The sequence below is a fragment of the Blastococcus sp. MG754426 genome, from assembly GCF_021699055.1.
Classification (GTDB): domain Bacteria; phylum Actinomycetota; class Actinomycetes; order Mycobacteriales; family Geodermatophilaceae; genus Blastococcus.
Genome location: NZ_SSXC01000058.1, coordinates 21,022 through 27,408, shown reverse-complemented (window position 1 = coordinate 27,408; position 6,387 = coordinate 21,022). Strand labels below are relative to the sequence as shown.

Below are 6,387 nucleotides of genomic sequence, written 5' to 3'. Positions count from 1 at the left end.
GGCCCCTGACCCCGCGGCCCCCTCGCGGCCGGGCCCGGAACCGGCGCCTGCACCCGCTCCCGCTCCCGCGTCCACCGGCCACGCCCCGGCCACGGCCGCCGCCACGCCCGCACCGCCTCCCCCGGCTCCGGCGACGGCCACGGCCCCGGCCGCCGCCGGGGTCGAGGGCGAGGTCCTGGCGCTGGTGAACGCCGAACGCGCCCGTTCCGGGTGCGACCCGGTCGCGGCCGACGACGGGCTCGCCGCGGTCGCCCGCGCGCACAGCGCCGCCATGCGCGACCGCGGCTTCTTCGACCACGTGGACCCCGACGGGCTGGACCCGTTCGACCGTGCCGACCGGGCGGGCGTCACGGCCCGGGCGGAGAACATCGCCCGCGGGCAGGCCGATCCCGCCGCCGTCATGACCTCGTGGATGGGGAGCCCGGGCCACCGGGCCAACATCCTGGACTGCGGCCTGACCCGGCTGGGCGTCGGCGTGGCGACCGGCTCCGGCGGCCCCTGGTGGACCCAGCTCTTCGGCTGACCCACCCTCCGGCTGCGACGAGATGCGTCACACCGGGCTACCGGGGACCGGTCACCGCCCGATCCGGCGCATCTCGGCGGTCCGCAGGAGCAGTCGCGGCTGCGCGATCAGCGCCTCCGGGCGGTGGAGGTCCGCGGCGGTGACGTGCAGGACGGTCCACCCGGCGGCCACCAGCCGGTTGAGCCGCCGGCGGTCGCGGCGCAGCTGGTCCGCTGCGCCGTGCCAGGCGCCGTCGTACTCGACCGCTACCCGGAGCTCCGGGTAGGCGAGGTCCACCCGCGCCACGAAGCCGTCGGCGTCCCGGACGACGTGCTGGGGGACGGCCGGCAGCCCGGCGAGGGCGAGCAGCACGCGTAGCCGCGACTCCTGCGGCGACTCCGCTCGCGGGTCGACCAGCGGCACCGCCCGGCGGCAGTGGTCCGCGCCTCGCACGCCGCGCACGGCAGCAGCCGCCTCCGCCAGCAGCGCCGGTCCCACCACCCGGGCAGCGACGAGCGCATCGAGCGCCGGAACCGCGTCGAGCAGGGGTTCGAACCGTGCGATGTCCACGGCCGTGCGCACCCCGGTCGTGAACCTGAACGGTCCCTGCTGCGTGATGTCGGGGCGCTCGACCACCGTCCGCCGGACGTGCAGACCGGCCGCAGCACCGGCACGCGACGACGTCGGCACGATCAGCTCCACGGGGCTGTCCGCATCGACCAGGCCGGTCACGCCGTGCAGGTAGGCAGCCGTGCGGCCGCAGAAGACCGCCGTCCCGGGCATGAGCAGCCGTGCACCACGCACCCGCAGCCCGAACGACACGGGCAGCCGGGCGTCGGCGTAGACCCCGTGGAAGAGCCGCCGCCACGCGGAGCTGCGCAGCTCCTCCCGGGTCAGCACGCCGTCGGCGACGACGTCACGGCCGCGGAATACGGCACCGCGCAGGACCTCGGGACGACGGGCACTCGGCACGGCGGCAGCCTGCCCCGACGCGCGCGCCGGCCACCGGCTCCATCCACAGGCCGGCCGAGATGCGGCAGATCGGGCGATTCCGACCACTGCCGACCCCGATCCGGCGCATCTCGCGCCCGGCGAAGGCGCGGATCCGGCCCGGGACGCGGAGCGGCCCCCGCACCCGGGAGTGGGTGCGGGGGCCGCCGCGCGTCAGGTCCTACCTCAGGCCATGGCCTTCTTGAGGTTGCTGTCGATGGCCGCCAGGAAGTCCTGGGTGGTCAGCCACGGCTGGTCCTTGCTGATCAGCAGCGCGAGGTCCTTGGTCATCTGACCGCCCTCGACGGTGTCGATGCAGACCTTCTCCAGCGTCTCGGCGAAGCGGGTCACCTCAGGAGTGCCGTCGAGCTTGCCGCGGTGGGCCAGGCCCCGGGTCCAGGCGAAGATCGACGCGATCGGGTTGGTCGACGTCTCCTTGCCCTGCTGGTGCTGGCGGAAGTGCCGGGTCACCGTGCCGTGGGCCGCCTCGGCCTCGACGGTGCGGCCGTCGGGGCTCATGAGCACCGAGGTCATCAGGCCGAGCGAGCCGAAGCCCTGCGCCACGGTGTCGGACTGCACGTCACCGTCGTAGTTCTTGCAGGCCCAGACGTAGCCGCCCTCCCACTTGAGCGAGGCGGCGACCATGTCGTCGATCAGCCGGTGCTCGTAGGTGATGCCGGCCTCGTCGAACTTCGCCTTGAACTCGTCGTCGAAGACCTCCTGGAAGAGGTCCTTGAACCGGCCGTCGTAGGCCTTGAGGATCGTGTTCTTGGTCGACAGGTAGACCGGGTAGCCCCGCTGCAGGCCGTAGTTCATCGAGGCCCGGGCGAAGTCGCGGATCGACTCGTCGAGGTTGTACATCGCCATCGCGACACCGCCGCCGGGCGACTGGAACACTTCGTGCTGGATCGGCTCGCCGCCGTCCTTCGGCTGGAAGGTGATGGTCAGCGTCCCCTCGCCGGGGAACCGGAAGTCGGTCGCGCGGTACTGGTCGCCGAAGGCGTGACGGCCGACGACGATCGGCTTGGTCCAGCCCGGCACCAGGCGCGGCACGTTCTCCATGATGATCGGCTCGCGGAAGATGACGCCGCCGAGGATGTTGCGGATCGTGCCGTTGGGCGAGCGGTACATGCGCTTGAGGCCGAACTCCTCGACGCGCGCCTCGTCCGGCGTGATCGTCGCGCACTTGACCCCGACGCCGTGCTTCTTGATGGCGTTGGCGGAGTCGACCGTGATCTGGTCGTCGGTCGCGTCGCGCGACTCGATGCCCAGGTCGTAGTACTCCAGGTTGACGTCGAGGTACGGGAGGATCAACTGGTCCTTGATGAACTGCCAGATGATCCGGGTCATCTCGTCGCCGTCGAGCTCGACGACGGTGCCCTCGACCTTGATCTTGCTCACGCGTTCTCCTTGTGCTCTCGTGGCCCCGCTGCAGGGTCCCGCCGCGTGCGAGCGGTGGGTGGCAGCGGGGTCCGTTTCAGAGGTCGGCCACGTCGGCCTGCTTCGCGCGCACCGCCTCGGCGGCCTCGCGCAGGCCCGTCAGCTCGCTGTCCGCCAGGTCGCTCTCGACGACCCGCCGGACGCCTTCCCGGCCGATCTCGGCCTCCACCCCGAGGTAGACCCCGGAGATGCCGTACTCGCCGTCGACCCAGGCGCACACGGGCATGACGGCACCGGAGTCCTCCATGACCGCGCGGGCCATGCGGGCGGCTGCAGCGGAGGGAGCGTAGTAGGCCGACCCGGTCTTGAGCAGGGCCACCACCTCCGCACCACCGTTGCGGGTGCGCTGGACCAGGTGCTCGACGCGGTCGGGCGCCATGACGTCGGCCAGCGGCTTGCCGTCGACCGTGCACCGAGACGGCACCGGGACCATGGTGTCGCCGTGCGAGCCGAGCGTCAGGGTGCGCACCGAGGAGACCGGGACGCCCAGCTCCTCGGCGACGTTGTTGGTGAAGCGCGCCGTGTCGAGCATGCCCGCCTGGCCCATGACACGGTGCTTCGGGAAGCCGGTGGCCAGCTGGGCCAGCGCGGTCATCTCGTCGAGCGGGTTGGAGACGACGATGACGACGGCGTCGGGCGAGGTGCGCGCGATGTTCTCCGCCACCTGCCGGACGATGCCCGCGTTCGTCTCGATCAGGTCCATCCGGCTCATGCCGGGCTTCCGTGGCAGGCCGGCGGTGATCACGACGACGTCGGAACCCTCGGTGCCCTCGTAGGAGCCGCCGCCGACACCGACGACCTGCGTCTCGAAGCCCTCGATCGGCCGGGACTGGTTCATGTCCAGCGCCAGACCTTCGGGCTTGCCCTCCACGATGTCGGTGAGGACGACGGTCTCGAAGACGTCGTACTCCGCCAGGCGGAGTGCGGTGGTGGAGCCGTAGAACCCGGCACCGACCACGGTGACCTTGCCGTTCCTGGGCTGCTTCGCCATGGCCGTCAACCTAGCGTTGGTCGGCGCCTCGTGCCGCCCCGGGTGCGCTCACGTCCCCGGGATGGCCAGCGCGACGACGGCGAGGGTGCCCCCTGCCCCGGCGAGCAGGACGACGTCGACCGCGCGGCTGCGCACGGCGAGGAAGCCGACCCGCCGCACCGGCAGGAGCAGCCGCAGCAGGGCCGCCCCCACCAGCGACGTCCCGAGCACGACCAGGCCCCAGCGCCAGTGCTCGAAGGTGACCAGCAGCAGCCCGATCGCCACCACCACCAGCACCGCCAGCAGCGGCAGCTGCCGCAGGAGGCCGGCGAGGAAGGGCCGGCGGACGTAGAGCGGCGGGCGGGTCACGGTCAGGCCGAGAGAGCCTCGAGCGCGGCGGCCCGCTCCGCCGCGAGCACCACGTTCTGCAGCAGCATCGCCCGGGTCATCGGCCCCACCCCACCGGGGTTCGGCGCGACGTGCCCGGCCACGTCGACGACGTCCTTGGCGACGTCGCCGGCGATCTTCCCGTCGACCCGGCTCACGCCCACGTCGAGGACCGCTGCCCCGGGCTTGACCATCGCCGCGGTGATCAGGCCGGGCACCCCGGCGGCGGCGACGACGACGTCCGCCGAGCGCACGTGCGCCGCGAGGTCGCGCGTGCCGGTGTGGCAGAGCGTCACCGTGGCGTTCTCGGTGCGCCGGGTGAGCAGCAGGCCCAGCGGCCGGCCCACCGTGATGCCGCGACCGATGACCACGACCTCCGCCCCGGCGATCGGCACGTCGTAGCGGCGCAGCAGCTCGACGATGCCGACCGGGGTGCAGGGCAGCGGCCCGGGGACGTTGAGCACCAGGCGGCCCAGGTTCACCGGGTGCAGCCCGTCGGCGTCCTTGGCCGGGTCCATGGCCTCGAGGACGCGGCTCTCCTCGATGCCCGCCGGCAGCGGGAGCTGCACGATGTAGCCGGTGCAGCCGGGGTCGGCGTTGAGCTCGGCGACGACGGCCAGCACGTCGGCCTCGGTCGCGGTCGCCGGCAGCTCGCGCTGGATGCTCGCGATGCCCACCTCGGCGCAGTCGGAGTGCTTGGCGTTGACGTACCACCGACTGCCGGGGTCGTCGCCGACCAGCAGGGTGCCGAGACCGGGCCGGTGACCGGCCGCGGTGAGAGCGGCCACCCGCTCGGTCAGCTCGGCGCGGATCGCCGCCGCGGTGGCCTTGCCGTCCAGGATCGTCGCGGGCACACCGACAGTCTGCCGGAACGGGTCCCGTCGGCGTCGGTGCGGCCCTAGGGTCGACCGCAACGGGGCGCCCCGGCCCCGTCGACCCGCGGAGGTGCGCGATGAGCGACCCCACCCCGACCGGCGCGTCCGCGTCGCACGGCGCCGGACCGGCGGCGACCGACCCTGCCTACTCCAGCCGGCCGGTGGCCTTCCGCGGGCCCGAGAGCCTGGGCGGGCTGCTGTGCATCCTCGCGGGGATCGCGGCCGCCGTCAGCCTGCCGCTGGACTGGCTGCGCGACCGCGACGCCGGCGGCTGGACGCTGGTGCGCGAGGCGTTCGACGACCTGGGCCAGGTGTTCGACGACGGCGGGTGGCAGCCGCTGGCCATCGTGCTCGGCGGCGGGCTGCTGCTGCTCCTGGGCATCGCCCTGTGGCTGCCCGCCCGCAGCCACCGGTTCGTGGGGCTGCTGGCGCTGGTGGTCAGCGGCGTGGTCACGGCCGCGGTGCTCGTGCCGCTGGTCGACGCGGGCTGGGACCTCGGCTTCTTCGGCCCGGGTTTCTGGTGCGCCATCGCCGTCGCCGTCCTGGGGTTGCTCGGCTCGCTCAAGGCCGTGCTGACCGGCCCCCGCTACGCGTCGCGGTAGCGCTCAGCCGTCGACCCGCGCGCCGTGGGCGCGGGCCACCTGGACCGCCTGCAGCGCGTCGAGGTGCACGCCGGTCAGCTCGAAGGAACGCCAGTCCACCTCATCGGTGGAGGCGCCGCGCAGGTCGGCCCCCCGCAGCTTGGCGTTCTGCAGCCGCGCCCGCTCCAGGTCCGCGCCGCTCAGGTCGGCGCCGCGCAGGTCGGCGTCGGTGAGGTCGGCCTCGCGGAACCGCTGCCCGGACAGCTGCTGCGCCGACAGGTCGGCCCCGCGCAGCGAGGTCCACGACCAGTCGCAGTCGACGGCGGTCAACGGCCGGAGGGAGGCGCCGAGGAAGTGCGACCCGGTCAGCTTGCAGCCGTCCAGGGTGGTGTCGAACAGCCGCGCCCGGTCGAATCGGCAGGAGAGGAACGCCGTCCCGAGGTGCCGGGAGCCGCCCATGCGGACCCCGGTGAGCACGCACTCGTCGAACACGCACCGGCGGGTGACCAGCTCCTCGAGTCCGGCGTCGTCGAAGCGGCACCGGGAGAAGGTGACGCCGTCGAGCTCGACCCCCCACCAGTCCACCCGCGCGTAGTCGGCCGCTGCCACGTGCGCCCCCGCCTCCGGGGGGCGCACGTGCGG

At 73.7% G+C, this 6,387-nt stretch carries 8 protein-coding genes; 2 read left to right on the top strand and 6 right to left on the bottom strand.

What is annotated here, in order from left to right:
- Positions 1 to 523, top strand: a 523-nt coding sequence (locus E9549_RS16760) for a CAP domain-containing protein (RefSeq protein ID WP_236827729.1), incomplete at its 5' end; no start/stop codon positions are given.
- Between the two features lie 51 nt (positions 524 to 574).
- Here the strand turns inward: E9549_RS16760 and E9549_RS16755 are convergent.
- From E9549_RS16755 to E9549_RS16735, 5 genes are all read right to left on the bottom strand, one after another.
- Positions 575 to 1,474 carry an endonuclease domain-containing protein gene (locus E9549_RS16755; protein WP_236827728.1) on the bottom strand — a complete coding sequence of 300 codons (900 nt, stop codon included), beginning with the start codon at positions 1,472 to 1,474 and terminating at the stop codon, positions 575 to 577.
- Positions 1,475 to 1,678: 204 nt separating this feature from the next.
- On the bottom strand, positions 1,679 to 2,893 hold the full coding sequence (locus E9549_RS16750) for an NADP-dependent isocitrate dehydrogenase (RefSeq protein ID WP_236827727.1): 1,215 nt from the start codon (positions 2,891 to 2,893) through the stop codon (positions 1,679 to 1,681).
- Between the two features lie 76 nt (positions 2,894 to 2,969).
- Positions 2,970 to 3,923, bottom strand: a complete 954-nt coding sequence (gene mdh / locus E9549_RS16745; RefSeq protein ID WP_236827726.1) for a malate dehydrogenase — start codon at positions 3,921 to 3,923, stop codon at positions 2,970 to 2,972.
- A gap of 48 nt (positions 3,924 to 3,971) precedes the next feature.
- A complete protein-coding gene (locus E9549_RS16740; RefSeq protein WP_236827725.1) occupies positions 3,972 to 4,271 on the bottom strand; it encodes a DUF3017 domain-containing protein in 300 nt (99 codons plus the stop codon).
- Positions 4,272 to 4,273: 2 nt separating this feature from the next.
- Entirely contained in the window at positions 4,274 to 5,143 is an 870-nt protein-coding gene (locus E9549_RS16735) for a bifunctional methylenetetrahydrofolate dehydrogenase/methenyltetrahydrofolate cyclohydrolase (protein ID WP_236827724.1), read from the bottom strand.
- A 98-nt stretch (positions 5,144 to 5,241) separates the two neighbouring features.
- On the opposite strand from E9549_RS16735, the gene E9549_RS16730 reads away from it, so the two are divergent.
- A complete protein-coding gene (locus E9549_RS16730) occupies positions 5,242 to 5,766 on the top strand; it encodes a hypothetical protein (protein ID WP_236827723.1) in 525 nt (174 codons plus the stop codon).
- 3 nt (positions 5,767 to 5,769) lie between these two features.
- Here E9549_RS16730 and E9549_RS16725 read toward each other — a convergent pair whose 3' ends face one another.
- Positions 5,770 to 6,381 carry a pentapeptide repeat-containing protein gene (locus tag E9549_RS16725; protein ID WP_236827722.1) on the bottom strand — a complete coding sequence of 204 codons (612 nt, stop codon included), beginning with the start codon at positions 6,379 to 6,381 and terminating at the stop codon, positions 5,770 to 5,772.
- Positions 6,382 to 6,387 lie beyond the last annotated feature (6 nt).